Genomic DNA, 25,469 nt, shown 5'->3' with positions numbered 1-25,469 from the left:
AACAAGCCGTGTCCGCCGTTGCCGCCCGTCTTGAAAGACTGCCACTGTCGAGCTTCCATCGCAGACTCCTGCTGATCGGCGGGTTGGGATACATGTTCGACGGACTCGATTCGTCGTCGCTTGCGTTTCTATTGCCGGTGGTCAGCAAGCTGTGGCATCTGACGAGCGCCGAAACCGGCCTCGTCGCGAGCAGTACTTACATCGGCTACTTCTTCGGCGCGTTTTTGTCGGGCGTGCTTGCGGACGTGATCGGACGCCGCCGCATCATGATGAGCGCGCTCGCGATCTACTGCGTCGCATCGCTCGCGAGCGCCACCGCGCAGGACTGGCATACGTTCTTCGCGCTGCGTGTGGTGGCCGGCTTCGGCTCGGGCGCGGAGACCGTGGTGATCGCACCGTTCCTCGCCGAATTCGTGCCACGGCGTTATCGCGGGATGTTCTGCGGTGCGCTGGTCGGCTTCATGTCGTTCGGCTACCTGACTTCTTCCATTCTCGGCTTCGCGGTGGTGCGCAACTTCGCCGATGGCTGGCGCTATCTCGCGATCATTACGTCGCTGCCGGTCGTGATGCTGCTGTGGTGGCGCAGAACTTTGCCCGAATCGCCGCGTTGGCTCGAAAGCCAGGGGCGCGCGGCCGAGGCGGATAGCATCGTCAGTCAGATAGAAGCGTGGTTCGCGCGGAAGGGCATTGCGTTCGCACCCGTGAGCTCGGTTAGCGCGGTTAGCGCGGTTAGCCCGGTTAGCGCGGTTAGCCCGGTGGGCGCGGCTACCGCTGTCGCGGCGGCGAAGACCGGCGGCAGTGCGTGGCGCAATGTACTCGCGCTGTGGTCGCCGCGTCTCGCGCGCACCACCGCGGTCAGCTGGCTGATGTGGTTCTCGGTCGCCTTCGCTTATTACTCGTTCTTCTCGTGGATTCCGAGTCTGCTCGTCAAGGAAGGTCTCACGATCACGAAGAGCTTCGGCTATTCGATTGCGATTTACGGCGCGCAGATTCCCGGTTACTTCTCGGCCGCATGGCTCAATGAAAAGATCGGCCGTAAAGCGGTGGTCGCTTCGTATATGACGCTCGGCGGTATCGCGGCCATTACGCTCGCGTTTTCGCACACCGGTATGCAGATCATGGTCGCGGGCATTGCGTTGTCGTTCTTCATGAACGGCGCATTCGCGGGCGTCTATGCGTATACGCCGGAAGTGTTCCCGACTGCGGTTCGCACGACCGGCACCGGTTCGTCGTCTTCGTTCGGTCGCATCGGTTCGGTCAGCGCGCCGATTCTGGTCGGCCTCGTTTATCCGGTGCTCGGCTTCCTCGGCGTGTTCGCGATGACCACGACAGTGCTGCTGATCGGCGCGTGCGTGGTGTTTTTCCTCGGCATCGAAACACGCAACCGTTCGCTCGAAGATATCGAAGCGAGTGAAGGCGAGCCCGCTCATCACGTGTCCGGCCAATTGAATTCGACCGGTATGCATCGCTGAACCTTTCACGACTTCATCCAGACTTCATTGCAACCGATGCAACTCAATCCGACAGTACCCGCAACATCGGACACGCAGGCGATCGGCGTCGCCGATCTCGAGCGACTCGCGATGGCGATCCGGATGGACGATCAGCCGCTCGAACTGTTCCGTGCGGTTCATGCGGTGGCGGCCAGCACGATAGGCCTGAGCCTCATCACGATCATGTGCTACGACGCGCAGCGCCAGGAAGTGGAACGCGTCTATTCGAATATGCCGGACGTTTATCCGCTGGGCGGCCGCAAGAAAAAGCAGGGCACCGCGTGGGCGAAACAGATTCTGCAGGATCTCAAGCCGTTTCGCGCGACGACCTCGCAAGGCATTCGTGAAGCATTCGACGATCACGCGGTGATGAACGACCTGGGCCTCGGATCGATTCTGAACATTCCGATCGCGTACGACGGTGTCTGCATCGGCACAATGAACCTCACCCACAAGGAAGGCTGGTACAGGAGCGACCATGAACGTGTGGGACTCCTGATAGGCGCGTTCCTTGTCCCCGCACTACTCAAGCAGATTAGTGGACTTTCCGCTGGCATCGCTCTTTCATGAAAACGCAATCCGATCTGCAGCAGTACCAAACCGGGATACAACGCACCGCGACGGGAAGCCGCTGGCTGCTGGTGTTTGCGCTCGGCTATCTCGCGCTGATGGCCGATGGCGCCGACGTGATGATGTACGGTCTCACGCTGTCGCGCATCAAGGACGAGTTCGGGCTGACGAATGTCCAGGCCGGCGCGCTGGGGAGCCTGACGTTGCTCGGTATGGCGATTGGCGGGATTGTCGGCGGCTGGGCCAGCGACCGGCTCGGGCGCGTGCGGGTCGTCGCGTGGGCGCTCGGGCTGTTTTCGCTCGGCGCGGGGATGCTCGGTTTCACGCACAGCTTCGTCGAATTCGCGGCGGTCCGCTTTATCAGTTCGTTGGGCATCGGATGTATGGTGCTGGTCACGACGCTGGTGGCCGAGTATGTCCCTACCGAGCGGCGCTCGCTGATTCTCGGCATGCTGCAGACCGGCATTTCCGCCGGCTATATCGTGGTGATTGCACTCAGCAACTGGATCCTGCCGCACTACGGCTGGCGCATGTTGTACTACGTATCGGCGGTGCCGTTATTGCTGGCGTTCGTGATCAAATTCGCGGTGCCGGAGCCGGCCGCATGGCTTGCGACTCGCACCGGCCGCGCGGGCCGAACGGGCGGCGCGGGCGGCAAGCGCCTGCTCGACAATCGTTACGCGTTGATCTTCAGCGACCCCCAGGCGCGCATGATGTTTATTCTGTGGACGCTCGCGTCGGTTTTCGTGCTGTCCGGGTTCTATGGGCTGAACAACTGGCTGCCTACATACCTCGAAAAAGAACTGCACCTCAAGTTCAGCTCGCTGACCGGCTATATGATCGGCACCTATGTGGTCGCGTTCATCGGCAAGATTTTCGCGGGCTGGCTCGGTGACCGCTGGAGCCGGCGCGGCGTGTATGTGCTCGGCTGCATCGGCGCGGCGCTATTCCTGCCGGTGATCATCTTCTGGCACACCCGCGAGAACATTGCGATGCTGATGCTGTTCTTCGGCTTTTTGTACGGCGTGCCGCTCGGCACGATCGGCACGTTCATGTCGGAAAGCTTCGCGACTTCGGTGCGGGGTACGGCGGTGGGTGGGTCCTACAACCTGGGGCGATTTTTGTCGGGCGCGGCGCCGATTATTATCGGTTTTATCGCGACGCAGTTTTCTATCGGTCTCGGGTTTCTCGTGGTGGGGGCGGTTTTCTTTTTGAGCGGCGTTACTGCGCTGTTCGTTCCGGATCGACTTCACGATACCCAGCAGTAAATTCGAGGCGTCGGGATGCCGCCGCTGACGCATCGCTCGAAACAGGCTTGCGCTCGGGCACTGTTGCGGCGCGACGCATAGATCAATCCCATAGCTATAACCCGTGGTTGAAAACTGCATCGGCAAGGTTGTCGCTTCAGGCCAGGGGTAGTTGCGGCGTCAACCAAATGAGCGAACGCTCCTCGAACAAAGCGCTTCAGATAGGTGTTTGCCCGCATTCTTACGGAAGCCGCTTGAAGGAAAACTAGTCGCGACTTATCGTGCATATCCTGTGTATACATCCCTGCAGCGCGGCAGTCGCGCCGTGCTAACCACATCGAAGATCAGGGCCGATACCGCTCAGGTCTCAATCACTTCGGAGAACCCATGTCATCCGCCGAATACCTGCAAGGTGCGTGCGTGTGGAACGGTGTCGAGATGTACGAAAACCCTCGATGGGTCAGAGACTTTCCGCCGGCCGTGCTGGACGAAATTGACATCGCCGTTCGCAAGTCGGCCGATATCGACTGGACCGACGTCGACCGCGATAACTTTCCGCTGCCGGGCGCGCAGGCGTTCTTCGACAACGTGCGCGAAGAACTCGAAAACGGCTCCGGGATGGTGAAAATCCGCGGCCTCGATGTCGGCCGCTATGACCAGCAGCAGTTGCGCCGCATCTGGTATGCGCTGGGCCGTCATCTCGGCACGCCGATGTTCCAGAACCGCCGCGGCGAGTTGATGCGCGAGATCAAGGACGAAGGCGCGGGCGTCGGCGCCAAACTCTATGGTTCGACCGTGGACGCGACGGGCAAGGAGTTTCTATCGTCCGGCGCGCGCACGCTGTCGCCCGGCGAATTGCGCTTTCATACCGACCGCTGCGACGTGGTTGGTTTGCTGTGCGTGCGCCAGGCATCGGAAGGGGGCGTGAGCAAGCTCGCGAGCAGCGCGACCGTCTACAACGAAATGCTCAAACGCCGGCCGGATCTGCATGCGCTGCTGTGCCGCCCGATTCCACGCAGCCGCTTCGGCGAAGAAGCCGGCGGCCAGTACGTGACTTACGATCTGCCGGTGTTCGGCGTACGCGACGGTAAGCTCACGAGTCACTTTTCGCTGACGTACATCGAGAATGCGCAATTGCTGTCGAGCGTGCGCAAGCTGACCGATGCGGAGCACGAAGCGCTGCGGATGCTGCTGCAAATCGCGCAGGAACAGTGCTTCGAAATGCGCTTCGCCCCTGGAGATATCCAGCTTCTGAACAACCATATCGTCTATCACGGGCGCACCGCGTTCAAGGACGATGCAACGACCGGCCAGGACCGGATGCTGATGAGGCTGTGGTTGTCGGTACCCAACTCGCGCGCGTTGCCCGAAGATCATGCGGTGCTGTGGGGCGATGTGTCGGGCGGCATGCCGCATGGCGGCATCGCGCAGCCCGCGACGCCTTGCATGGCTTGAGCGCAGCGCGTGTCCCGATCTCGCTTTGCTGTCGTAGTCGGCGATCTGTAGACGTGTAGCTGGTCGTTGAAGAAGCAGTACCCCACAAATGAGGAGACTAACGTGACGCGAAGCAGCATGCCTCTCGCAGAAAAACGTACAACGTGGCTTCACCGGGCGGCGGTGTGCGTCGCTTTGAGTGCCATCACCGCCACTGCATTCGCCGCGCAGGATTTTGGCAAATGCGAAGTCAGCGGGCAGAAGGGCTCCGTCAAGCTGACGACTGTCGTTCCGGGCACGCTGTCGGTGCGGCCGGTTCTCGGTGTGCCGGGCTGGTGGAATGGCGACTCGCTCGACACGATCAAGGACGGCTTCGAGTACTGCATGGCCGCCAACATGGCGTATCGTGCGGGTCTCGACCGTGTGGTCCTGGTGAGCCGCTCGTTCCAGCAGATCCTGACCGGAAAATCGGAAGGCTTCGATATCGCGCTGAGCGAAATCACGATCACCGAGCCGCGCAAGCAGGTCGTGAATTTCACCGAGCCGTACTTCAATTCCGACCAGGGCATTCTGGTCAAAGCCGGCACCAAGGTCGACAGGAAGAATCTCGCGAGTCTTCGCTATGCGGTTGAACGGGGCACCACCGCGTACGACTACATCGTCCAGAACGTGAAGCCCACCGAGGCGCCGAAGGTGTTCAACGATCCGCCGTCGATGTACACCGCGCTCGCCGCGGGTCAGGTCGATGCAGTGATCTACGACACGCCGAACGTGCTGTTGCGCGCGAAGAATTCGAATGGCGCGCTGGAAGTGGTCGGCCGTTTCGATACCGGTGAGAAGTGGGGCGGCCTCGTCAACAAGGATTCGCCGAATCTCGCGGCCTTCAACCAGTTGATCGAGGGGATGAAGAAAGACGGCACGCTGGACAAGCTGAGCGCGAAGTACCTGACGCCGGAGCTCGGTACGGACCCGACCAAAGTGCCGGTGCTGAACCCCTAAGCGACTCGACCCGGCATTCAACCAACGAGCCTGAACCATGAGTAATGCAACGCGACAGTCGGGCGACGTGATCCCGGGCCCCGCCGGCAATGGACGTCGTTTGAAGATGGGGCGCGCGCCGAGCGTGCCCACGTCACTTCTGCTCGCATCGATCGCGGCGGTCGCGCTCGTCGTGGCGGGAAGCTGGTACACGGTCGCCGCGATGCGTGCGTCGTTCCTCGCCGCTCATTTCGATGGCGCGTGGGTCAATGCACTTGCCGTGGTTCTCGCAGTGCTGTCGATCGCGGTGGTCGTGCCGGTGGTCCGGGCGCTCAAGGCGAGCGCCCGGATTCGCGACGCGGCCGCGCGCCGCGATCTCGCGGAAGCACGCGCCGCTCGCTCCGACGCTCGTGATCAGTGCTTCATCGCGTTGGGCTATGCGTTGGCGCAATTGGTGGTAGTCGTCGTCTGTCAGTTCTTTCTGGTCAACCATCAGGCGGTCGCCAAGACGTTTTTCGCGGTGCCCCTGATGGTGAAGACATTCCCATTAGTGCTTGCCGCGTTCTGGATGAACGTCAAGATCTCGATCGTTACCGAAGTGCTGGTGTTGATCTGGGGCTTGATCGTCGCGCTCGCGATGTTCGCGCCCGGCATCGCGGGCAAGCCGGTTCGTCTGATCGCCACCGCCTATGTCGATATTTTTCGCGCGGTGCCCGCGGTGCTGGTGATCTACCTGGTCGGTTTCGGCATTCCGCTGACCGGCATTCCGGTAGTCAAAGATTTTTCGCTGACGGTGTTCGTCATTGTCGCGTTGACGTTGACCGTCGGCGCGTACGTGGCCGAAATTTATCGCGCCGGCATTCTGAGCATTCACTGGAGCCAGAACGCCGCCGCGCGTTCTCTCGGCCTGTCGCATTTTCAGACCTTGCGCTTCGTGATCGTGCCGCAGGGCATCCGGCAGATTATTCCACCGCTGCTCAATTCCTTTATCTCGTTGCAGAAAGATACCGCGCTGGTGTCGGTGGTCGGCGTAATCGATTCGTTCAATCAGTCGATGTTGATTGCGTCGAATTACTACAATCTTTCCGCGGTCAGCACCGTGGCGCTGCTTTTCATCGTCGTATCGATTCCGCAAACCCGCTTCGTCGAGCGGATGATGTGGCGCGACCGCGCGCGCATGCGTGCCGGTGAAGCCTGAGGGAGACTCCATGTCGTTTATCGACATTCGCGATATTTCGAAATCGTATGGTGAGGTGTCGGTCATCAAGCGCCTCGCGATGACGGTCGACGAGCATGACGTCGTGTGCCTGATCGGTCCGTCCGGGTCGGGAAAGTCGACGCTGCTGCGCTGTATCAACGGTCTCGAGTTGATCGACGACGGCGAAATACTGGTCCACGGTGACCGGATCACGGGCCCGGGCGTCGACGTCGATGCGTTGCGTCGCGACATCGGCATCGTGTTTCAGGGCTATAACCTGTTCCCGCATATGAGCGTGCTGGAGAACGTGACGCTCGCGCCGATTCGCGTTCTGAAGCAGAAGAAGGAAGAGGCGCAAGAGCGCGCGATGACGCTGCTCAAGCGCGTTGGTCTCGCGCACAAGGCAAAAGAATATCCGGACCGGCTCTCGGGCGGACAGCAGCAGCGCGTCGCGATCGTGCGCGCGCTAGCGATGGATCCGATGGTGCTGTTGCTCGATGAAATTACGTCCGCACTGGACCCGGAACTGGTTTCCGAGGTGCTGAACATCGTGCGCGATCTCGCGAGCGAAGGAATGACGATGTTGCTCGCGACGCACGAGATGGGCTTCGCGCGCGAAGTTTCGTCGAAGGTCTGTTTTCTGTGCGACGGCGCCGTGTATGAAGAGGGGCCGCCGGAACAGATCTTCGGCGATCCGACGCGCGACAGAACGCGCGCGTTTCTGAAGAGCATTCGCGAAGCCAAGCGCATCTAGGCAAGATCGACCGGTAGATCGGATCCGCGTGCCGGTTCTCTCGGGGCTGCCTCGGGCACATCAACCTCCTCGATACATGGGATCGATGGAGTCGCCCCCGGGAACGCGTTTGCCGGACTGCGACGGCGTCGGCACGCTACCGTTGGCGCCGCCATTGGTTTTGTGAACCACGCTGGCGTGATGCAACGGCATCGTTTTACCGCTTTGCGTTGCTGTCGCCGCGCTGCCGGAGCGACAAGGCACGGAGGCGCCCGCGAAAGCAAGCGCAGCCAGCGTTGCTGAGCATGCGACGAAAAGGTAAGCGACAGTTTTCGCAACTGGCTGGTTAGGCGAGTTCATGATGGCCCCTCACAGTGGTGTATCCGGCACTGCGGCAATACCGGTGCCCATAGACGATAGACGGCCGACGATGTCAAAAAATGAACAATGTGCGCCGCGAGGACAACCGCATCGGAGCGACGCTACAGACGAAAAATCGGATCCAGCGGGAACGGGTGCGCCGGCTTGGCATCACGCCCAACCGCACCTGCCCCCCAACGCCGCAAAGACTGCATGGCGCGCGAAGCGCCAGTAGAAACCACGCCGCCTGACCACCTCGCGCGCCTGCGCCGACGCCGTTTCCGCGGCAGCTACATGCCGGCGCGCCGCACCGCCCATCCGCGCAAACACTTGACAACGCAAATTTGTACTGAGACGGTATACAAAATACTGAACAGTGAGCGCCCATGTCAGAACTCGTAAAGAACGTCGCCCGCGCCGGAACGGCACAGACCGCTGAAGCCTGGCGCTATGCGTCGGCTGCGCGCGCGGCGGCAGCGCTGCGCCGCCGCGAAGTCAGTTCCCAGGAGCTGGTTGCCGCGTGCGAAGCGGCGTGGCGCGAGGCCAACCCGCGGGTCAACGCCGTCGTGCTGAGCGACTTCGAGCGCGCGCACGCCATCGCGAGGCAGCGCGACGAGGAACTCGCGACGGGCCGCCCGCGCGGTCCATTGCACGGCGTGCCGTTCACGATCAAGGAGTCCTTCGACGTCGCCGGCTGGCCGACCACGGTGGGCGATCCCGCGTTTCGCGACAACATCGCCGCGCGCGATGCCGCGGTCGTGCAACGTTTGAGCGATGCCGGCGCGGTGCTGCTCGGCAAGACCAACGTGCCGCTGTGGCTGCGCGACTGGCAAAGCTACAACGATATCTACGGCACCACGCGCAATCCGCATGATCTCGCGCGCACGCCGGGCGGTTCGTCGGGCGGCAGCGCGGCGGCGGTGAGTACCGGCCAGGCGTTTTTCGATGTGGGCTCCGACATCGGCTCGTCGATCCGCAACCCCGCGCACTATTGCGGCATCTACTCGCACAAGAGCACGCACGGCCTCGTGTCGCTCGACGGACATGGCTTGCCGGGCGGCGTCGCGTGTCCCGACATCAACGTTGCCGGACCGCTTGCGCGCAGTGCGAACGATCTCGCGCTGGTGCTCGAAGCGATCATGGGCCCGCCGCCCGATGCCGCGTGCGCGGTGCGGTTCGAGCTGCCGCGCTGCGATACGAAGAGTCTCGATCAGATCCGCTTCGGCGTATTGAGCAACCATCCGGTAGCGCCGGTGGATGCCGAAGTCGAGCGCTGCATCGTCGAGCTTGGCCGCGCGCTCGAGCGGCGCGGCGCGCAAGTGTTGTGGGATGCGCGTCCGCAACTGGACGCCGCGCAGTTGCTGCGCACCTACACGCTGCTGCTGCGCGCATCGACGTGCGGCTATCTCGGCGACGAAGCCTTCGCGAGCGCGCTCGCCGCCGCGGACGCCGCCAATCCCGCCGACACGACCTACGCGTCGCTGCAATACACGGGCGCGGCGATGCGTCATCGCGACTGGCTGAAATTGCAGCCGCTGCGCGAGAAATATGCGGCGGCGTGGCGCGAGCTTTTCACGCGCGTCGATGTGTTGCTATGTCCGGCAGCGGCGACGGCGGCGTTCACGCTCGACGAAGAGGGCGCTCCGTGGCAGCGCACGCTCGATGTGAATGGCGAGCCGCAGCCGCTCACCACCCAGTTGTTCTGGGCCGGGCACTCGGGTCTGTGCGGTCTGCCGTCGACGGTCGCGCCAGCGGGGCGCACTGCGAGCGGCCTGCCGGTCGGCGTGCAGATTGTCGCGCCGCTCTATCACGACCTGCGCTCGATTCAGGTGGCAAGCCTGCTCGAAGCGGAAGGTTATGCCGCCTACGCACCGCCCGTTGCACTGTGAACAAAGCCGTCAAGCGCTGATCCCACGCGCCCAACCCGACTCACTCGATCGCACAAGGAGCCCACGCTCATGTCCTGGTTCACCTCGCTGTCGAAAAACGAAAAGAAGGCGTTTGCCGGCGCGTTCGTCGGTCACGCGGTGGATGTCTACGACTTCATGATCTATTCGTTCCTCATCCCCGTGCTGATGCAGACCTGGCACATGAGCAAGGCGATGGCGGGCAGCATCGTCACGTGGACCTTGATCGCGTCGCTGGTCGGCGCGATCGGCGCCGGCCTGCTCGCCGACCGATACGGCCGCGTGCGCATCCTGCGCTGGACCATCGCGCTGTTCGCGCTGTCGTGCTTCGCGTGCGGGTTCGCGAATTCGCCGACCCAGCTCGCCGTACTGCGCGCGGTGCAGGGGCTCGGGTTCGGCGGCGAGTCGTCGCTGTGCATGGTGCTGGTCACGGAGATGATCCGCAATCCCGCGCATCGCGGGAAATTCTCGGGCTTCACGGCGAGTAGCTATTCGTTCGGCTGGGCCGGCGCCGCGCTCGCGTATAGCGTGCTGTTCAACTGGCTGCCGCCGGACTGGGCGTGGCGAGCGAGTCTGTTCGTCGGCATTCTGCCCGCGCTGCTGGTGGTGTGGCTGCGGCGCAATCTGCGCGAGCCGGAATCGTTCAACCGTACGCTCGCTGCGCGCCGCAACACCAGCGCGGGCGAGGCGTTGCGCGCGGTGTTCAGCGGCCGGCTCGCCGCGCGTACGTTGTGGTGCAGCCTGTTGTCGGGCGGCATGCTGGGCTCCTACTACGCGATCGCGACGTGGATGCCGATGTGGCTCAAGTCGGAGCGCGGCCTGTCAGTGACGGGCACGGGCGCGTGGCTCGCCGTGACGATCGGCGGCTCGCTGGCCGGTTACGCGCTGGGCGCATGGGCGACGGACCGCTTCGGACGACGCCCCACGTACATCCTGTTTGCGGCGGGCGCGTTCGCGATGAGCATCGCGTACATGATGATCGACGCGCCCACGCCGGTCATGCTGCTGATCGGTTTTCTGCTCGGCGTGCTGATGCAGGGGACGTTCGCCGGCGTGGCCGCGACCATCGCCGAGACGTATCCGGACGCGATCCGCGCGACCGGCTATGGCGTCGCGTACAACGTGGGACGCGTGATCGGCTCGGTGTTCCCGTTCGCGGCCGGCTGGCTCGCGAGCGGCCATCTCACGCTGACGCTGGCGATTCCGCTCGTGGCTGGCGTCGGCTATTGCTTCGTGGTGCTCGCCGCGCTGATGTTGCCGGAGACCAACGGCATCGCGCTCGACGCCGTCGAAGCCGATGCAGCCGCGACCGGCGCGCCCGCGCACTCCGCCGCGGCGGGTCAGGCCATCACCTCGACGGGCACGTCGCGTTGATCCGGCGTCGAGCAAGCGGAGCAATAAAACGCGAAATTTTTATTGTCCATTTGTTTTCGACATTAATGTATACAGAATACTAAAAATGAACGGTGCGGCAGGAGAGGTCATGAGCACCGTCCTGGGAGTGGCAGGTCTTTCAATGAAAAATCAAGGAACCCCTGGATGAACAAGACTTTCTGGAGCGCGGCAGGACTTGCATGCCTTTCTGTCACGGCGCACGCGCAAAGCAGCGTCACGCTGTACGGGCTGATCGACGCAGCGGTGATTTACACGAGCAATCAGGACGGTGGCCGCTCGTATGCGATGGCGAGCGGCTCGACGCGCGGCAGCCGCGTCGGCTTTCTCGGCTCGGAAGATCTGGGCGGCGGCTCGCGGGCGATTTTCCGGCTTGAAAACGGTTTCGACGTGACGGACGGCTCGCTCGGCCAGGGCGGCCTGATGTTCGGCCGCCAGGCCTACGTGGGCCTCGAAAACGATCGCTGGGGCCGCGTCACGCTCGGCCGCCAGTACGAGTCGATGGTCGATTACGTCGCGCAACTCACCGCGGCGGACTGGGCGGTCTACATGGAGCACCCCGGCGACATGGACTTGACCAACCGCGGCGTGCGTGTGAACAACGCGGTGCGCTACGCCAACAGTTTCGGCGGCTTCACCGGCAGCGCGATGTACAGCTTCGGCGGCCAGCCCGGCAGCTTCGGCCGCCGGAGCATGTGGAGCCTGGGCGGCAGCTACGAGAACGGCCCGCTCTATACCGGCTTCGGCATGACTTACGCGCGCCAGCCGGGCGAACTGTCGCCGGGCACATTCTGGAAGGACACCAATTCGGCGGTAGGCGAATATGCGCTCGCCGCGCATTCGTTCCTCACCGTGGGCGGCGGCGCGTCGTACAGGCTCGGCAAGGCCAAAATCAGCGCCGACGTCACGCACGTCGAGTACCAGCAGGGCTTCGAAGGGCAGGACGTCAATTTCATGAATTATGAAGTGAACGGCATGTACTACTTCACGCCGGCGCTGTCGGCGGGCCTGGGCGTCACGTACACGGACGGCTCCGTCGACGCCAACAATTCCGATCCGCGCTACATCCAGTACAACGCGGTGGTGAACTACTCGCTGTCCAAGCGCACCCAGCTTTACGCGTTCGCGACGCTGCAACGCGCGCTTGGCGATGCCCAGGTTGCGCAGGTCTCGCAGTTCATCTCGGCGTCGAGCAGCAATACGCAATCGGCGGCGGGCATCGGTTTGCGTCATTCGTTCTAGGCGCACACCAGGATTTATGCGGAGTTGGATTCTCCGCAGTTAATGTATACAGTGTACTAAGTTCGTGAACGTCAAAAGTTGACGGGCAACTCATCCAAAGAAGGAGTACGACATGGCAGAACTGATGGACCGCGAAACTTTCCGCGCGGCACTCGAAGAAGCGATCAAGGGAAAGAGCGCGAACAAGGCGCCGTTCAGTATCGCGTGGGCGAGCGGCAAGCTGACGCGCGCGCATCTCGCGCGCTGGGCCGAGAACCACTACCACTACGTCGGGCCGTTCGCCGACTACCTCGGCTATCTGTACGCGCGCACGCCGGATCACATGACCGAGGCGAAAGACTTCCTGCTCGCGAACATGTACGAAGAGGAAATCGGCGGCGACCGTCATACGGACCTGCTGATCCGCTTCGCCCAGGCGTGCGGTACGACGCGCGAACGCGTGGTCGATCCCGACAACATGTCGCCGACCACGCGCGGTCTGCAAGGCTGGTGCTATTCGGTGGCGATGCGCGAAGAGCCGGTGGTGGCGGTCGCGGCGCTGGTGGTCGGGCTGGAGTCGCAGGTGCCATCGATTTACCGCAAGCAGACGCCGACGCTGCGCGATCTCTACAAGTTCACGGATGAGGAAGTCGAGTTCTTCGACCTGCACATCGTGTCCGACGAGATTCACGGCGAGCGCGGCTATCAGATCGTGCTCGAACACGCGAACACGCCGGAGCTGCAACAGCGTTGCCTGAAGATTTGCGAAGTGGGCGCGCAGATGCGTCTGCTGTACACCACGGCGCTCTATTACGACTACGTCGAAAAAGAGATCCCGCTGCCCGAACTGGGCCTCGCGGCCTGAAGCAAGCGGCGCCTTTCCGGGGCCGATCCAGGGCCGATCCAGGGCCGATCCAGGGCCGATCCAGGGCCGATCCAGGGCCGATCCAGGGCCGATGCGCGGCCGGCGCGCGTTTTTTGATGCCCGCCGCGCGTCGGCCCGTCATGGGCAAACCAGATCACTTTTGCAGGGCCGTTGCAGACATGACAAACGTACCGACGTTTCAGAACTACATCGACGGCGAATGGTGTGCGAGCCTCACCGGCGCCACCTTCGATAACCTCAACCCGGCCGATACGCGCGACGTGGTCGGCCGCTTTCAGGCTTCGTCGCAAGACGATGCGCACGCGGCCGTGCGCGCCGCGGCGGCCGCGTTCGGCGCGTGGAAGCGCCGCACGCCGGGCGCGCGCGCGAAGATCCTGCTCGACGCCGCCGCGTATCTGGAGCAGAACGCCGCGCGTTTCGGCGAAGAACTGACGCGCGAAGAGGGCAAGCAGAAAGCGCTCGCGAAGGACGAGTTCATGCGCGCGGCGCAGACGCTGCGCTACTACGCGATCGAAGCGCAGTCGTATGGCGGCGAAACATTCCCGAGCGACGACGCCGCGTCGATGGTCTACACCGTGCGCGAGCCGCTTGGTGTGGTAACCGTGATTTCGCCGTGGAACTTCCCGGTGTCGATTCCCGCGCGCAAGATCGCGCCCGCCCTGATCTGCGGCAACACGGTCGTGTTCAAGCCCGCATCGGATGCGCCGTTGAGCGGTTTGCGGCTGGCCGAAGCGTTCGTCGAAGCGGGCATCCCGAAGGGCGTGCTCAATTTCGTCACGGGCAGTGCGAGCGCGGTCGGGCCCGTGCTGGTCGGCGCGCGTGAAGTGCGGGCCGTTTCGTTTACCGGTTCCACCTCGGCGGGCGAACAGATTCACCGCGCCGCGTCGCTCTCGACGCGCACGCAGATGGAGTTGGGCGGCAAGAACCCGCTGATCGTGCTCGATGCGGGCGACCTCGATCTCGCCGTCGAGCTCACGATCAAAGGCGGCTTCTCGCTAACAGGCCAGGCCTGCACCGGCACGAGCCGGGTGCTGGTGGCGCGTGAGATTCGCGCGGCGTTCGTCGAGCGGCTGGCGGCAAAGACCGCCGCGTTGAAGGTTGGCAGCGGCATGCAGCCGGGCATCGACATCGGCCCGCTTGCGACCGCGGGGCAACTGCGCACGGTGCTCGACTACATCGAAACCGGCAAGCGTGAAGCGACGCTCGTATGCGGCGGCGAGCAACTGAGCGACGGCGATTTCGCGCACGGCTATTTCGTCATGCCGACGATCTTCACCGACGTGCCACGCGATGCGCGCATCGCACGTGAAGAAATCTTCGGGCCGGTGATCGCGGTGATCGACGTCGACGATTACGACGACGCCATCGCGGTGGCGAACGACAGCGAATACGGCCTTGCCGCCGCGCTCGTCACACGCGACGCGACGCTGATGCACCGCTTCGCCAGCGACATCGAAGCGGGCACCGTGAAGATCAACCGCACGACGACGGGCAATCTCGTCAACGCGCCGTTCGGCGGACTCAAGCGTTCCAGTACGGCGACCTTCCGCGAATCTGGCCGCGACGGGCTCGAATTTTATCTGCAGACCAAGACCGTTTATCGCGGCATCTAACCGGCAAATTTTCTGACCATGAAATCATTCTTCAAACTCGAACTGGCCGAAGCGCGCCTGATGGTCGCGGCGGCGCTCGCCCGTTCGCAGGCGATCGGCGTGTGCGAATCCATCTGCGTGTGCGACGAAGGCGGCTTTCCGCTCGCGCTCGAACGCATGGACGGCGGCCGCGTGACGGGTCCGCAGATCGCGTGGAACAAGGCCTTCACCGCGGCGGGCCACAAGCGCTCGACGCATCTGTTCACGACGCCGCCCAACGGTCCGGCGCTGCCGGGCAACGAAGCGTTCGGCATTCAATGGAGCTTCGAGGGACGCTTCGCGGCGTTCGTCGGCGGCTTTCCGATCGTGGTCGATCAGCAGGTGGTCGGCGGCATCGGGTTGTCGGGCGGCAACGGCGAGCAGGACACCCAGGCGGGCCTCGCCGGTCTCGCCGCACTGCGCGACGCGTTGCGCGAAAGCGGCCACGAAGTGCTCGTGCAAGCCGACCTCAAGCTGTGAATGCGAGGGCCATCGTGAGCTATCGGATTACCTGGATCGAAGCGCAGCGTAGTTTCGACGCGACCAGCGACGAAACAGTACTCGAAGCCGCGCAGCGCGCAGGCGTGACGCTGCCGTCCGAATGCGCGTTCGGCGGTTGCGGCACGTGTCGCGTGAAGCTGGTGGCGGGCAGCGTGAATTACGTGGAGCCGCCGCTCGCGTTGTCGCCGGAAGAAGCCGCCGAGGGTTATGCGCTGATGTGCCAGGCGCATGCGCTCGCGGACCTCGAAATCAGCACCGAGCGCGTGCTTGCCGCGCCGGTGCCGCCGCAAAGGCACAGGGCGACGGTGCTGGGCGTGCAGGCAATGAGTGGCGACGTCACGCGTCTCGTGCTCGCGCTCGATCACGCGGCGCCGCTCGCGTTCAGGCCGGGCCAGTATCTGAACGTGCTGCTCGGTGAAGCGGGAGCGCGCAGCTTCTCGATGGCCTCGCGTCCGGACGATGGGCACATCGAACTGCACATCCGGCGCATCGACGGCGGCTACTTCACGCAGGACCTGCTGGGTCGAATGCGTGCCGGCGACACGCTCGACATCGACGCGCCGCTCGGTGGCTTCGGCTATCACGAGGAGGACTACCGGCCAATCGCGATGGTCGCGACGGGCACCGGCATCGCGCCGTTGCGCAGCATGCTCGCGTCGATGCTCGACACTGGACAGTCGCCGCCGATCGATCTCTACTGGGGCGCGCGTACGCAGCACGAGCTGTATCTGCACGACGAACTCGCGCAACTCGCCGCGATGCACGAAGACTTCCGCTACGTGCCGGTGCTCTCGCGCGCGAACGATAGCTGGTCCGGCGCGCGCGGCTACGTGCAGCACGCGGTGCTCGACGATCACCCCGATCTGTCCGGGCACGCGCTGTATCTGTGCGGATCGCCCGCGATGATCGCGGACGCGCGCAGCGCGTTCGTCGCCCATGGCGCGAGCGTGCGCTACCTCTACGCGGACAGCTTCACGTTCCAGCACCCGCAATGTGTGGACGCTGACGCAACAGACTGAAGCCGCAAAAAGGGCGCATGAGAGGGCGCGTGAGCAAGGGCCAGATGCCAACCGCTCCCGTTTCCGTTGCAGCGCCGACAAAAATCATCGCGGCTTTTTTGGCCGCGAGCCGCAGCAAATAGTATTGACACAACATAACGCTCTTTCGTCCCCGACCTCCTATTGAGCTGAGGCTTCCCATGCACTCAATCGCTGTTCTAACGCCAGCACACTTCTGGTATCTGGCTGGCGTTGTCGCGATCATCGCGACGATGATCTTCCGTGCAAATGTGGTCGTGCCCGCGATTCTCGCGACTTTCGCGGTGGCGTTCGCGTGGTCCGGCAAGCTGCTGGTCGGCTTCCAGGCCATCTTCATGGGCAGCCTGACGGCAGCGCATGAGCTGTTCAATATCTTCCTCGTGATCGCGCTGATGACGGCGCTGCTGAACGGCCTGCGCGAACTCGGCGCGGATGTGCGGATGGTGCGGCCGTTCAAACGCATCATGTTCAACGGGCACGCGGCGTTTTTCATTCTCGCGCTGATTACGTATCTGATCTCGCTGTTTTTCTGGCCGACCCCCGCGGTGCCGCTCGTCGGGGCGATCCTGATTCCGGCTGCCGTCTATGCGGGCTTGCCGCCGCTCGGCGCCGCCGCCGCAATTGCCATCGCGGGGCAGGGGATGGCGCTGTCGTCGGACTATGTGATCAAGGTCGCGCCGGGCATCAGCGCGCGGGCCGCTGGCGCGGACATGCTCGCGGTCGCGAATACCGCGTTCGGGTTGTCGTTGATCGTCGGCTTCGTTGCGCTCGGGATGACGTGGTTCTTCGTCGTGCGTGGTCGTGTGAAGGCGCCGTCGGCGGCAAATCTCAGCGTGTGGGAAACGCAGGGCCGGGTCACCGCCGACGGTGAACCGGAGCATCAAGGCAGCTTCGCGAAGGTCGAACTGGCGCGCGGCACGAGCGGCAATCTCGCGGCTGAACATGAAGGCGCTTGTTCGGCGCACAGGGAAGGCGAGGGCGCGCTCGCGGCGATGTCGATCGCGCCGATGGCGCAAGGCGGCGCGGCATTGCAGATGTCGCCGCTCGCCGCCGACGTGCTGCTCGATCGCCGCGAACTGTGGTCGAAGGTATTCGCGCTCGCCACGCCGCTCGCGTTCCTCGCGGTGGTGGTCGTGATGATGCGGCCGGACATGGTCGGCTCGGGCGCGATTCGCGGCGGCGACGCGGCCGCGCTGATCGGCGGGATGGCGGCCGTGCTGATGATGCTCGCGACCCTGTCGCACGGACGCAAAGGCTTTCTGGACCGCACGGCCGAGCACATCATCGAAGGCTTCGTGTTCGCGTTCAAGGCGATGGGCGCGGTGCTGCCGATCGCGGGCTTCTTCTTCGTCGGCGATGCGAGCACGGCGGGACCGATCCTCGGCGCGGCGGCGGGCGCGCATGTGCCGTCGTTCCTGTTCGAACTCGTGCAGGCGTGCAGCCAGGTTATTCCGCAGAACCCGCTGTTCGTGTCGTTCGGCGTTCTGCTGATGGGGATGATTACCGGGATCGACGGTTCGGGCTTCGCGGGTTTGCCGCTGACGGGTTCGCTCTCCGGTGCACTTGCGCCGATGGTCCACCTGCCCGCTGCAACGCTCGCGGCGATCGGCCAGATGGGCGCGGTGTGGACGGGCGGCGGCACGCTGGTCGCGTGGTCGTCGCTGATCGCGGTCACGGGCTTCGCGCGGGTGCCGGTGCTCGACGCGGTGCGGGCTCTGTTTCTGCCCGTCGTGTGCGGTCTCGTGATCGCCACGCTCGCGGCCGTGATGTTCGCTTGAGGAAGGCTGCCCATGTCATTGCTCGGGTTTTCGCAGGACTTCGCGGCGGGCTTCCTGCACTATGCGCCCGCCGTGTTGCAGATCGTTTTCATCAATGTTCTTCTCGGCGGCGACAACGCGATTGCGATCGCTCTCGCGTGCCGCTCGCTGCCGTCGCACCAGCGGCGCGCGGGCGTCTGGATCGGCACGAGCATCGGCATTGTGCTGCGCTTCGCGATGGTCTACGCGATCGGCTTCCTGCTCGCGATTCCGTACATGCATGTGGTCGCGGGCTTACTGCTCGCGTGGATCGGCATGCAGTTGCTGCGCGAGGACGGCGTGGCGCAGGCCGAAGCCGGCGACGCGCCCGCGGCGAAGGCGCTCTGGCGCGTGGTCGCGCTGATCCTGTTCGCCGACTTCGCGATGAGCCTCGATAACGGACTCGCGACGGCAGCGGTGGCTGAGACGTTGCCGGCCGGATCGCGAGTCGCGGTCGTGCTCGCGGGGCTGACGGTGGGCGCGCCGGCTATCGCGTTGGGCAGTGCTGTGATGCTGCGCGTGATCGAGCGGTTTCCGCTGGTGATCTGGCTGGGTTCCGCGCTGCTCGGCTGGATCGCCGCCGATATGCTGCTCGCGGATTCGCACGTTGCTCGGGTGTTGCGCGATGTAGCGGACGCGCTGGGCGACGGTGCGGGCAACGAGTGGCTGGTCCGCGTGCTGGTGTGCGTTGCGGTCGCGGCGTTCGTGCTGTTCGTGCCGTTCATGCAGCGGGTCGGATTGAGGCGCTGGCGCGCGGGGTGAGGTTGCCGGTGAGTTGCCGGTCACGCCGAAGATGCAGTGAAGCAAATCACGTTGGAAACATGGCCCGGCTCACCCGCCGGGCCATTTCACGCCGGCCTCAGCGGTTGAGCTCCATAAACCGCCGATACGCCAGCGCCGCGAGCGCGACATCCTGAAGCCCGATCCCCACCGCCTTGTACACGATGATCTCGTCGTCACGCTGACGGGCGAGCGCATCGTGTTCGAGCACGTCGCCCAGTTCAACCACCTTCGACCAGTCCACCACGCCGAGCGCGGCCAGCACGAGATCGCCCGCTTCGTCGCGCGACTGATCGCGCAACTCCACGACGATGCGGCTCGCGCGTGACAGCGCGGTATCGTCCACCTCGCGCGCGTGCGGCAGGCTCGAGCCGATCGCGGCGACGAGCGCGCCCGGCATCAGCGCGTTGCCATCGAACAGCGGTGCGGTCGCGCGCGTTGCCGTGACGATCACTTCGGCGCCGTCGAGGGCCCGTGCGCTGTCCATTGCGCTCGCCGTCACGCCGCGCGCGCGATGCGTTTCGTTGAGCGCGTGCGCAAGCTGTGCGTCGCCTTCCAATCCGACGATCCGAAGCGCCTTCAACTCCGTGAACGTCGCCAGCGCGTGCGCATGCGCGCGGCCTTGCACGCCGGTGCCGAAGATCGCGGCAGTGCGCGCGCCGCGGCGCGCGAGACGCCGCACTGCGAGCACGGTGGTCGCGGCGGTGCGCAGGCGCGTGATCGCGTTCGCGTCGAGCGTGGCAAGGCATTGGCCATCGGACGCGCGGAACAGGATGATCGCGAAATTGAACTGGCCGCGAATCGTCGTGTAGACCTTTGCGCCGGCGACATCGGCGTCGGGCAGCACCGCGCCGAGTGTAGAGAGCTTGGTCCCGCCCGCTTCGGTTCGCACGCGCCGCTGAACGGCGGCGGCCCCGCGCGCGTGTTGGCGAAAGGCGCTTTCCAGTGCGGGGATCGCGTGTGCGAAGTCGATCAGTTCGTCTATTTGCGCGTCGGTCAGATGAATCATGGGTTGGTGTCCGTTGTTAAATGGTGAATTGGAAGTATACGGTATACGTTAATGCCAACGAGGGCTAGGGGAAAATCCGCTAGCCCCATCAGCGCAAGGCATTCGTGCGCACATTGAGTGACCGGCCATGCTCAGTGTTTTTATAACGGTATACAATGTTCAAAAAAGCTGTACACTAAGCCCATCGCCTTCGCACTCGAGCGAAGGGTCCGTAGTTTGGTCGCAGGAGGAGGCATGCCAGTCGTCGTGTTCCACAGGAACGCAGAGGTTCATCAGGCAGAGGTGAAGGAAAACACCAATCTTGTCGTGCGCGCGGGCATCAGGCAGTTTCCGTTTCCGCATTTGCGCTACGAGTGCGGGATGGGCAAATGCGCGCGCTGCGCGTGTCGCGTGCTGGCGGGCGGCGAGCATTTGCCGCCGCCGAACTGGAAGGAGAAAAAGCAGTTGGGCGCGCGGCTCGACGAGGGCTACCGGCTCGCGTGCCAGCTGTGGATCGAGCACGACATCGAACTGGCGCAGGACGACCTGCCCGTCGAGCCGTGAACTTCAACCTTCACGCGGAGCGCGCGGGCATGCGTCCGCAACGGGGACATCGCATGTACATCGTACTCACGAGCCGGCCGGGCCAATACCGCAGCGAGCCGGCGCCGGACATCACCCCGGTCGAAACGCACGACTACTTCTACGGCGCGCGGCACATCGCCGAATTCGTCGTCGCGCAACTTGAAGGAGACTCGCGCGTGCGCATCGTCGAGGAAACGGTGCCGCAGACGGTGAATCTCGTGCCGACGAAATTCTTCGAAAAGTTCGCGACGCTCGGCGACGCGCTCCAATCAATCCAGGACCTGACCGGTCACGGCCACGAAGAGGCGCGTGTGAGCCGGCGCAATAACTGAGGATTCCGGAATCGCAATGGTGCAGATCACTTTCATGAGCAATGGCGGCAAGACCGTCGAGGCGCCCGCCAATAGCAACCTGTTGCGCGTGTCGCTGCGCGAGCAGGGCGGCATTCCGTTCAAATGCGGCGGCGGGCTGTGCGGCACCTGCAAATGCAAGGTCGAAGCGGGCCGCGAACATACCGACGACGTCAAGCAGAAGGAGCGCCGTCACCTGAGCCCCGAGGAACTGGCGAGCGGTTACCGGATGGCGTGCCAGACGTTCGTCAACGGCAACGTGAGCGTGTCATGGTGAGCCGCGCCGACGACGATCCCGCGTTCACGCCGTTCGGCCCGTTTGCTCCGGAGCAACGTCAGCGCATGCTCGCGCTGGGGCCGAGCTGGAACGACGACATCATCGCCAATCGCAAGGCGGTGATCGATTGCTACACGCCGCTCGTGATGGCCGCGCCGATGGATGGAACGCGCGTCGAGCGTGACCTTGCGTATGGCGCGCATTCGCGCCAGGTGCTCGACGTGTTCGAGCCGCTTGACGCACCCGCCGATACGCCGCGCGAAGCCGTACTGTTCGTGCATGGCGGCGCGTTCGTGCGCGGCAGCAAAAGCGTGAACGGCGCGATCTACGACAACGTGTGCCACTGGTTCGCGCGCCAGGGCTTCGTCGCGGTGAACGTCGAATACCGTCTCGCCGATGAAGCGCCGTGGCCGGGCGGCGCGCAGGACGTGGCCAGCGCGCTCGGCTGGCTGCGCGAGCATGCGGCGCGCTGGCGCATCGACCCCGCACGCATCTTCGTGATCGGCCATTCGGCGGGCGGCGCGCACGCCGCGAGTTGCCTGTTCGATCCCGCTCTCGCGGACAGCGCCGGGCCGCGAGATGTGGCCGGTCTCGTGCTGATCAGCGCGCGTCTCGTTGCCGACGTCGATCCGCGCAATCCGAACGCGGGCCCGGTGCGCGCGTATTTCGGCGCCGACGAATCGCGCTACGCGGAGCGCTCGCCGCTCACGCACGCGGCATGTTGCGCGGTGCCGGTGATGATCGCGGTGGCCGAATACGAAAACCGCTTCCTCGATGACTACGGTGCCGCGTTCTTTCGTGAATTGCTGCGCCATCGCGGCGTGCCGCCGCGCTTCGTGCAGATGCGCGGCCACAACCACACGTCGATCGTCGCGCATTTCAATTCCGGCGAGGAATATCTGGGACGCGAGATTCTCGCGTTCATGGCGTCGGTGCCGCGTTGAGCGGGCGCGATGGTTGACGGCGCGCAGCGGATTCGCGTTTCGTATCATGTCTACAGTCTACGAAAACACCGGCGCTGCTAGAATTGCGCCAATAGTTGGAGCAACGGTCAGACGTGGAGAGTCAACATGGTACGGGGAGCCATCAGCGCAAACGGGCGTGAGCCGATCATGCACAAGCAGCTTTCGGAGCTGGTGATCGCCCGCTTGCGTGAGTCGATTACAACCGGTGAGTACGCGCCCGGCGACAGGCTGGTCGAAGGCCGGATCGCGGAGGAGCTCGAAGTGTCGCGCGTGCCCGTGCGCGAAGCGCTGCGCGCGCTGGCGGCGGAAGGGCTCGTCGAAGTGCGCCCGCGGCATGGCGCGGTGGTTGCGTCGCTCGATCCTTCGGCGGCGCGCGAGATGGTGCAGATCCGCGCGACCCTCGAAGGACTCAACGCGCGCCTCGCCGCCGAGCATTGCACGCCGGAACTCGTCGCTCAGATCGAGGCGGTGCTCCAGGAGGGCAGCGCGAAGGTGGCGGCAGGCGAGACCACGGGTCTGCTCGAACTGAACGCGCGCTTTCACGACCTGCTGTACGCGGCCGGCGCCAATTCGATGCTGTCGGACCTGATGCGCTCGCTGCGCGACCGTACGCGCATGCTGTTCGTGAATGCGAACGACGAAGAGGTGCGCGTCACCTGGCACGAACACGTGGCGATCCTGCACGCGGTGCAATCTGGCGATGCGGCGCTCGCGGCGTTGCTTGCCGAGCGCCATGTGACGCGCGCGGCGCAGCATTATCTCGAGCGTGTTGCGCGCTGACGGATTGCAGGATCCCGTGTATCCAATGGCATCACTGCCGACACGTTGCCGCTCGCCCGAAAACCCACCGCAAGCGGCCTACAACGCCGGAATCACCTCCGGAAACTCAAGGTGATACTCCACACGCTTGACGCCCGGCACGCTCTCGGCGGCAGTGCGGATGGCCCGCTTTTCCTCGACGGATTCGACCACCCCGCGTAGATGCACGACACCATCCTTCACGCGTACGCCGTGTTTGGGCAGCCGCCAGCTCTGCCCTTGCATGGTCCGGACTATCGCTTCGCGCAGGCTGGCATCGTCGCGCGAAGCTAATTCCACGACCGGCGCAACGCGCGCGAGTGCGCGGATCAGGTTCGAGCGACTCACATTTCCGATCAGCGTGCCGCTCTTCAGCACCGGCACGCTGTCGAGACATCGACGTTCCATCAGGTCCGCGATCTGCTGGAGCGGCATCTCCCCCGAAATCGAAACCACCTCTTCGCACATCACGTCGCCCACGACGCGCCCGTGCTCTTTCAGATACCTCGCGGCCTGAGCGCGAGGGGACGACAACAGCAGTTCGAGCCACCACTGGCGCTTGCCGTGGCAGGTGCCGTTCTCCACCCGATGCAGAAGATCGCGTTCGCCGACGGTACCGACAACCTGTCCGTTCTCGTCGACGACCGGCATGCTCCCGAGATGGTTTTCGACCAGCAGTGTTGCCGCTTCGTGGACCGTCATGTCCGCTGTGGCGGTGATGACGGATGCGGTCATGATGTCTTGCGCGCGCATAGTCGCTCTCCCTGCGTGTTTGCGACGGGGCCTCGTCTGGTGCTCAGACCGCCCCGGCCCGATCGCCCCGGCTGTGCTATCGGGCCGCGAGTGAACAATAAAGATCCGGCATGCAAAGGGCAATCGAGTCGTCCACGGCAGGCTGCTGAGAAAACGGAATCCGCGCTGAGTCGAAGCGCGGAAACGGCGTGTTTCCCGACGTGCGGAGCACCACGGCGGAGTCGTCCAGCCCGGAATCGAAATCGGCGTTAGCGGTCGCGGCAATACAGCACTGGAACCCCGCGGCGGCCGTCGCCGTGAGCACGCAGGAGGTTAGAACGGTTGTGACCCGGCTCGGGTAGCTCATGTCGAGACTCCTCAAAAGGTCATTGCAAAAAGAGCCCGTAACAAATCGCGACGCAGGCGATACCCCTCGCGAGCGCAGCACGTTCAAGGCGGGCGCGCTGCAGTGCGATGAAGGCATGGGACTAATCGTAGATTGTTCGCCGATACCCGAACATAACCTGAACAGGTGATCCGGCAACGCCAGCGCCCGCAGTTCGCTATCTCAGCTTGCCGAGCCACAGCGCGGTGAGCGTCGAGCGACTTCCGACGTTGAATTTGGTGTAGATCGACTTGATATGCACATGCGTCGTGTTCGGACTCTGGTCGAGCAGCTGCGCGATCTGCTTTTCCGAGCGTCCGTCGAGTAGTCCCAGCAGCACCCGGCGCTCGGTCGACGTAAGGGGAGCGTCCGCGATCAGCAGGCCGTGGCTCAGCAGTTGCTGCCGGCAATACCATCTCAGCCCATGCATCACGAAGCACAGAAGCTCGAGATCCGGCGCGCAGAAGCGGGGTGCCTGCACATCGCGAAACACGAAGATGTGAATCCGTACATCGTCGTTGAGCGAGCAGCGCATCTGGATGCTGTCGCCGTGACCCACTTCGAGGTAGTGGCGGCGATAGTGCTCACCTTCGAACCATTCCGCGGGCATGGCCTCGAAGAGCAGGTTGGCGCGGAACGGCTCGTTCCCCGCCGCGGCCACCACATGTGACGAGTCGACCTTGCCGGTCCAGAGCGTGTCGAACTGCTCCTGCACGGAAGCGACCATCGCGGGTACCGGATGCAGGAGTCGAACCAGGCGTGGACGCCAGCCGAACAAAGGATCGTTCGGCGAGGGCGAAGGCAATCGCACGACTACGGCCCAAAGCGCATTGCGTGCCGCGACCATCGCACAGAGCGTGGTGAGCAGATGGGTCAGCGCGGCATCGCCATCGGCTGCGGAGAACTCGGCCAGCCGGTCCCACAGTGCGAAGACGTCATCGTGGACTGCTGGCCTGGCTGAATTCGCGAATGGGTGCATGTCGTCCCCACGCAGAACGGGCGGATCATGCATCTTCGGCGATCTTTGCCTCGCCTGACAAGGTCATTCGTGCGGCGACATGATTCGCCGGGCGCGATGTTCGTTCGCTGCATGCTGAACCGCATTGCTGGTTTGAGTGCTTGAATGTTTGAGTGATGGATCCGTACCACAATCGCGAACACCATAATTTTTCAGTCGTCGCAGAATCGACATCTCATGTATTAACCGTGCATAAAAAGAGAACCA

25 protein-coding genes are annotated in these 25,469 nt (G+C 63.9%); 21 read left to right on the top strand and 4 right to left on the bottom strand.

Annotation, left to right across the window (positions count from 1 at the left end):
• Positions 1 to 8 precede the first annotated feature (8 nt).
• From BTH42_RS10440 to BTH42_RS10365, 16 genes are all read left to right on the top strand, one after another.
• Positions 9 to 1,472, top strand: a complete 1,464-nt coding sequence (locus BTH42_RS10440; protein ID WP_075298812.1) for an MFS transporter — start codon at positions 9 to 11, stop codon at positions 1,470 to 1,472.
• 27 nt (positions 1,473 to 1,499) lie between these two features.
• Positions 1,500 to 2,063, top strand: a complete 564-nt coding sequence (locus BTH42_RS10435) for a GAF domain-containing protein (protein ID WP_075298809.1) — start codon at positions 1,500 to 1,502, stop codon at positions 2,061 to 2,063.
• Entirely contained in the window at positions 2,060 to 3,331 is a 1,272-nt protein-coding gene (locus tag BTH42_RS10430; protein WP_075298806.1) for an MFS transporter, read from the top strand. The genes BTH42_RS10435 and BTH42_RS10430 overlap by 4 nt, the downstream gene beginning before the upstream one ends.
• Positions 3,332 to 3,697: 366 nt before the next feature.
• Positions 3,698 to 4,765: a TauD/TfdA family dioxygenase gene (locus tag BTH42_RS10425; protein ID WP_075298804.1), complete on the top strand. Its 1,068-nt coding sequence runs from the start codon at positions 3,698 to 3,700 to the stop codon at positions 4,763 to 4,765.
• A 174-nt stretch (positions 4,766 to 4,939) separates the two neighbouring features.
• Positions 4,940 to 5,743, top strand: a complete 804-nt coding sequence (locus tag BTH42_RS10420) for an ABC transporter substrate-binding protein (protein WP_256701938.1) — start codon at positions 4,940 to 4,942, stop codon at positions 5,741 to 5,743.
• Positions 5,744 to 5,780: 37 nt separating this feature from the next.
• Positions 5,781 to 6,920 carry an amino acid ABC transporter permease gene (locus BTH42_RS10415; RefSeq protein WP_075298799.1) on the top strand — a complete coding sequence of 380 codons (1,140 nt, stop codon included), beginning with the start codon at positions 5,781 to 5,783 and terminating at the stop codon, positions 6,918 to 6,920.
• A 10-nt stretch (positions 6,921 to 6,930) separates the two neighbouring features.
• Positions 6,931 to 7,674 carry an amino acid ABC transporter ATP-binding protein gene (locus BTH42_RS10410; RefSeq protein WP_075298796.1) on the top strand — a complete coding sequence of 248 codons (744 nt, stop codon included), beginning with the start codon at positions 6,931 to 6,933 and terminating at the stop codon, positions 7,672 to 7,674.
• Between the two features lie 725 nt (positions 7,675 to 8,399).
• Positions 8,400 to 9,902, top strand: coding sequence for an amidase (locus BTH42_RS10405; RefSeq protein WP_075298793.1), 1,503 nt, complete (start codon positions 8,400 to 8,402; stop codon positions 9,900 to 9,902).
• A 69-nt stretch (positions 9,903 to 9,971) separates the two neighbouring features.
• A complete protein-coding gene (locus BTH42_RS10400; RefSeq protein ID WP_075298790.1) occupies positions 9,972 to 11,294 on the top strand; it encodes an MFS transporter in 1,323 nt (440 codons plus the stop codon).
• 165 nt (positions 11,295 to 11,459) lie between these two features.
• Positions 11,460 to 12,554 (top strand): porin, encoded by a 1,095-nt coding sequence (locus BTH42_RS10395; RefSeq protein WP_075298787.1) that lies wholly within the window; start codon positions 11,460 to 11,462, stop codon positions 12,552 to 12,554.
• 112 nt (positions 12,555 to 12,666) lie between these two features.
• Complete coding sequence (locus BTH42_RS10390) at positions 12,667 to 13,398, top strand: TenA family transcriptional regulator (protein ID WP_075298784.1); 732 nt, start codon at positions 12,667 to 12,669, stop codon at positions 13,396 to 13,398.
• A 179-nt stretch (positions 13,399 to 13,577) separates the two neighbouring features.
• Positions 13,578 to 15,032: an aldehyde dehydrogenase family protein gene (locus BTH42_RS10385; protein ID WP_075298781.1), complete on the top strand. Its 1,455-nt coding sequence runs from the start codon at positions 13,578 to 13,580 to the stop codon at positions 15,030 to 15,032.
• Between the two features lie 18 nt (positions 15,033 to 15,050).
• A complete protein-coding gene (locus BTH42_RS10380) occupies positions 15,051 to 15,530 on the top strand; it encodes a heme-binding protein (RefSeq protein WP_075298778.1) in 480 nt (159 codons plus the stop codon).
• 14 nt (positions 15,531 to 15,544) lie between these two features.
• Complete coding sequence (locus BTH42_RS10375) at positions 15,545 to 16,570, top strand: 2Fe-2S iron-sulfur cluster-binding protein (RefSeq protein ID WP_075298927.1); 1,026 nt, start codon at positions 15,545 to 15,547, stop codon at positions 16,568 to 16,570.
• 179 nt (positions 16,571 to 16,749) lie between these two features.
• The gene (locus BTH42_RS10370; protein WP_075298776.1) at positions 16,750 to 18,366 is read left to right on the top strand and encodes a hypothetical protein; all 1,617 of its coding nucleotides are present in this window, start codon (positions 16,750 to 16,752) and stop codon (positions 18,364 to 18,366) included.
• 12 nt (positions 18,367 to 18,378) lie between these two features.
• Positions 18,379 to 19,146 (top strand): YjbE family putative metal transport protein, encoded by a 768-nt coding sequence (locus tag BTH42_RS10365; RefSeq protein WP_075298773.1) that lies wholly within the window; start codon positions 18,379 to 18,381, stop codon positions 19,144 to 19,146.
• Positions 19,147 to 19,243: 97 nt separating this feature from the next.
• On the opposite strand, the gene BTH42_RS10360 is transcribed toward BTH42_RS10365, so the two are convergent.
• Positions 19,244 to 20,173 carry an ornithine cyclodeaminase family protein gene (locus BTH42_RS10360; protein ID WP_075298770.1) on the bottom strand — a complete coding sequence of 310 codons (930 nt, stop codon included), beginning with the start codon at positions 20,171 to 20,173 and terminating at the stop codon, positions 19,244 to 19,246.
• A 234-nt stretch (positions 20,174 to 20,407) separates the two neighbouring features.
• Here BTH42_RS10360 and BTH42_RS10355 point away from each other — a divergent pair, with 234 nt between their 5' ends.
• From BTH42_RS10355 to BTH42_RS10335, 5 genes are all read left to right on the top strand, one after another.
• Positions 20,408 to 20,716 (top strand): 2Fe-2S iron-sulfur cluster-binding protein, encoded by a 309-nt coding sequence (locus BTH42_RS10355; RefSeq protein ID WP_075298767.1) that lies wholly within the window; start codon positions 20,408 to 20,410, stop codon positions 20,714 to 20,716.
• A gap of 53 nt (positions 20,717 to 20,769) precedes the next feature.
• Positions 20,770 to 21,069, top strand: coding sequence for a hypothetical protein (locus BTH42_RS10350; RefSeq protein WP_075298925.1), 300 nt, complete (start codon positions 20,770 to 20,772; stop codon positions 21,067 to 21,069).
• A 16-nt stretch (positions 21,070 to 21,085) separates the two neighbouring features.
• Positions 21,086 to 21,364, top strand: coding sequence for a 2Fe-2S iron-sulfur cluster-binding protein (locus BTH42_RS10345; RefSeq protein ID WP_075298764.1), 279 nt, complete (start codon positions 21,086 to 21,088; stop codon positions 21,362 to 21,364).
• Positions 21,358 to 22,308, top strand: coding sequence for an alpha/beta hydrolase (locus BTH42_RS10340; RefSeq protein WP_083654726.1), 951 nt, complete (start codon positions 21,358 to 21,360; stop codon positions 22,306 to 22,308). The genes BTH42_RS10345 and BTH42_RS10340 overlap by 7 nt, the downstream gene beginning before the upstream one ends.
• 126 nt (positions 22,309 to 22,434) lie before the next feature.
• Positions 22,435 to 23,109 carry a GntR family transcriptional regulator gene (locus BTH42_RS10335; protein WP_075298761.1) on the top strand — a complete coding sequence of 225 codons (675 nt, stop codon included), beginning with the start codon at positions 22,435 to 22,437 and terminating at the stop codon, positions 23,107 to 23,109.
• Between the two features lie 78 nt (positions 23,110 to 23,187).
• Here the strand turns inward: BTH42_RS10335 and BTH42_RS10330 are convergent, their stop codons facing one another.
• From BTH42_RS10330 to BTH42_RS10320, 3 genes are all read right to left on the bottom strand, one after another.
• Positions 23,188 to 23,880 carry a CBS domain-containing protein gene (locus BTH42_RS10330; RefSeq protein ID WP_075298758.1) on the bottom strand — a complete coding sequence of 231 codons (693 nt, stop codon included), beginning with the start codon at positions 23,878 to 23,880 and terminating at the stop codon, positions 23,188 to 23,190.
• A 76-nt stretch (positions 23,881 to 23,956) separates the two neighbouring features.
• Positions 23,957 to 24,226 (bottom strand): hypothetical protein, encoded by a 270-nt coding sequence (locus tag BTH42_RS10325; RefSeq protein WP_075298756.1) that lies wholly within the window; start codon positions 24,224 to 24,226, stop codon positions 23,957 to 23,959.
• Positions 24,227 to 24,422: 196 nt separating this feature from the next.
• A complete protein-coding gene (locus BTH42_RS10320; RefSeq protein ID WP_256701933.1) occupies positions 24,423 to 25,256 on the bottom strand; it encodes a helix-turn-helix transcriptional regulator in 834 nt (277 codons plus the stop codon).
• Positions 25,257 to 25,469: the final 213 nt, after the last annotated feature.

The organism is Burkholderia sp. SRS-W-2-2016 (genome assembly GCF_001931485.1).
GTDB lineage: Bacteria > Pseudomonadota > Gammaproteobacteria > Burkholderiales > Burkholderiaceae > Paraburkholderia.
The sequence above is the reverse complement of the archived record's forward strand: the minus strand, read 5'-3'. Positions and strand labels throughout refer to the sequence as shown.

Bases quoted from the DNA above. Each gene is read 5' to 3' on its own strand.
- BTH42_RS10430 (WP_075298806.1), top strand. From the start codon at position 2,060: ATGAAAACGCAATCCGATCTGCAGCAGTACCAAACCGGGATACAACGC.
- BTH42_RS10425 (WP_075298804.1), top strand. From the start codon at position 3,698: ATGTCATCCGCCGAATACCTGCAAGGTGCGTGCGTGTGGAACGGTGTC.
- BTH42_RS10415 (WP_075298799.1), top strand. From the start codon at position 5,781: ATGAGTAATGCAACGCGACAGTCGGGCGACGTGATCCCGGGCCCCGCC.
- BTH42_RS10410 (WP_075298796.1), top strand. From the start codon at position 6,931: ATGTCGTTTATCGACATTCGCGATATTTCGAAATCGTATGGTGAGGTG.
- BTH42_RS10405 (WP_075298793.1), top strand. From the start codon at position 8,400: ATGTCAGAACTCGTAAAGAACGTCGCCCGCGCCGGAACGGCACAGACC.
- BTH42_RS10400 (WP_075298790.1), top strand. From the start codon at position 9,972: ATGTCCTGGTTCACCTCGCTGTCGAAAAACGAAAAGAAGGCGTTTGCC.
- BTH42_RS10395 (WP_075298787.1), top strand. From the start codon at position 11,460: ATGAACAAGACTTTCTGGAGCGCGGCAGGACTTGCATGCCTTTCTGTC.
- BTH42_RS10390 (WP_075298784.1), top strand. From the start codon at position 12,667: ATGGCAGAACTGATGGACCGCGAAACTTTCCGCGCGGCACTCGAAGAA.
- BTH42_RS10385 (WP_075298781.1), top strand. From the start codon at position 13,578: ATGACAAACGTACCGACGTTTCAGAACTACATCGACGGCGAATGGTGT.
- BTH42_RS10380 (WP_075298778.1), top strand. From the start codon at position 15,051: ATGAAATCATTCTTCAAACTCGAACTGGCCGAAGCGCGCCTGATGGTC.
- BTH42_RS10370 (WP_075298776.1), top strand. From the start codon at position 16,750: ATGCACTCAATCGCTGTTCTAACGCCAGCACACTTCTGGTATCTGGCT.
- BTH42_RS10365 (WP_075298773.1), top strand. From the start codon at position 18,379: ATGTCATTGCTCGGGTTTTCGCAGGACTTCGCGGCGGGCTTCCTGCAC.
- BTH42_RS10360 (WP_075298770.1), bottom strand. From the start codon at position 20,173: ATGATTCATCTGACCGACGCGCAAATAGACGAACTGATCGACTTCGCA.
- BTH42_RS10355 (WP_075298767.1), top strand. From the start codon at position 20,408: ATGCCAGTCGTCGTGTTCCACAGGAACGCAGAGGTTCATCAGGCAGAG.
- BTH42_RS10350 (WP_075298925.1), top strand. From the start codon at position 20,770: ATGTACATCGTACTCACGAGCCGGCCGGGCCAATACCGCAGCGAGCCG.
- BTH42_RS10345 (WP_075298764.1), top strand. From the start codon at position 21,086: ATGGTGCAGATCACTTTCATGAGCAATGGCGGCAAGACCGTCGAGGCG.
- BTH42_RS10340 (WP_083654726.1), top strand. From the start codon at position 21,358: ATGGTGAGCCGCGCCGACGACGATCCCGCGTTCACGCCGTTCGGCCCG.
- BTH42_RS10335 (WP_075298761.1), top strand. From the start codon at position 22,435: ATGGTACGGGGAGCCATCAGCGCAAACGGGCGTGAGCCGATCATGCAC.
- BTH42_RS10330 (WP_075298758.1), bottom strand. From the start codon at position 23,880: ATGCGCGCGCAAGACATCATGACCGCATCCGTCATCACCGCCACAGCG.
- BTH42_RS10325 (WP_075298756.1), bottom strand. From the start codon at position 24,226: ATGAGCTACCCGAGCCGGGTCACAACCGTTCTAACCTCCTGCGTGCTC.
- BTH42_RS10320 (WP_256701933.1), bottom strand. From the start codon at position 25,256: ATGCATGATCCGCCCGTTCTGCGTGGGGACGACATGCACCCATTCGCG.